Source organism: Streptomyces sp. NPDC007917 (assembly GCF_042959105.1).
GTDB lineage: Bacteria > Actinomycetota > Actinomycetes > Streptomycetales > Streptomycetaceae > Streptomyces.
Genome location: NZ_JBIBKK010000085.1, coordinates 1 through 1,267, shown reverse-complemented (window position 1 = coordinate 1,267; position 1,267 = coordinate 1). Strand labels below are relative to the sequence as shown.

The window sequence follows — 1,267 nt, the reverse complement described above, 5'->3', positions numbered from 1 at the left end:
AGACCAGACGATGCCTGCCCCGAGGAAGTACCCGCTGGAGTTGCGTGACCGCGCGGTCCGTATGTATCGCGCCGCCGAGCCGAAGCCCGTCATCCGCCGTATGGCCGAGGAACTCGGTGTGCATCACGAGGCCCTGCGCACCTGGATCCGGCAGGCCGAGGCCGACGCCGGCGAGCGGGAGGACCTGCTGACCACCGAGGAGAAGGAAGAGCTCGTCCAGCTGCGGCGCGAGGTGCGGGAACTGCGCCGGGCGAACGAGGTCCTGCGGACAGCCTCGGCTTTTTTCGCAGCCCAGCTCGACCCGACCCGGCCCAGGTGACCGCGCTCTTCGACGAGCACCCGCACCTGGGGGTCGAGCCCGTACTCCGGGAACTGCACATCCCCTCCACCACCTATTACCGCTGGCGACGCGCCGAGAAGGAGCCGTGCGAACGGCGCCGCAAGGACGCCGACCTGACAGACAGGATCCGTCAGGTCCACGAGGACTCCGGCGGTATCTACGGCTCGCCGCGCGTGCACGCCGTTCTCAGGCGTGAGGGCGTGCGTGTCGGCAGGAAGCGGGTCGAACGGCTCATGCGAGAGGCCGGCCTGGCCGGGATCAGCCCCCGCGGGGGCAAGGGCTTCACCCGCCGTGACCCGGACGCCGACCTTGCTCCTGACCTGGTGCAACGCGACTTCACGGCGCCCGCGCCGAACCGGTTGTGGGTCACCGACCTGACCATGATCTCCACCAGGGAGGGACCACTGTGGCTGTCGGCCATCCGGGACGCGTTCTCCCGCAGGGTCGTGGCCTGGGAGACCTCCGCCCGCGCGGACGCCGACCTGGTCCTGTCGTCGCTGGAGTATGCCCTCACCAGCCGTGAGGTCGCCCCCGGCGAGCTCGTCCACCATGCCGACCACGGCACGCAATACACGTCCATCAAGCTCACGACACGCCTGGTCAGAGCAGGGATCCAGGCATCCATGGGCTCGGTCGGCGACTCGTTCGACAACGCCCTGGCGGAGAACCTGTGGATACTGGTCAAAACCGAGTGCATCCGCGGCCGCACCTTCGCCACCAGGGCCGAGGCGAACCTCGCGCTCTTCGAGTACATCGACGGCTTCTACAACCCCCGCCGCATCCAGAAGCGGCTCGGCTACCTGAGCCCGATCGAATTCGAGGAGAAGCACTACGCCGACCAGGCAGCGGCCAAACCAGTGAACCTGAAACCACGTCAACCCGCCCTGACCAGCTAATCAGCCACACCCGCGCACCGGGGGAACCTCA

The 1,267-nt window shown here is 68.2% G+C and carries 2 protein-coding genes; both read left to right on the top strand.

Features of this window, described 5'->3' with window-relative positions; genetic code table 11:
- Window positions 1-319 (top strand): transposase (locus ACFZDL_RS47215; protein ID WP_353597344.1); only part of this gene is annotated, 319 nt, incomplete at its 5' end.
- Window positions 316-1,236 carry an IS3 family transposase gene (locus tag ACFZDL_RS47210; RefSeq protein WP_353597343.1) on the top strand — a complete coding sequence of 307 codons (921 nt, stop codon included), beginning with the start codon at window positions 316-318 and terminating at the stop codon, window positions 1,234-1,236. The genes ACFZDL_RS47215 and ACFZDL_RS47210, both read left to right, overlap by 4 nt.
- Window positions 1,237-1,267 lie beyond the last annotated feature (31 nt).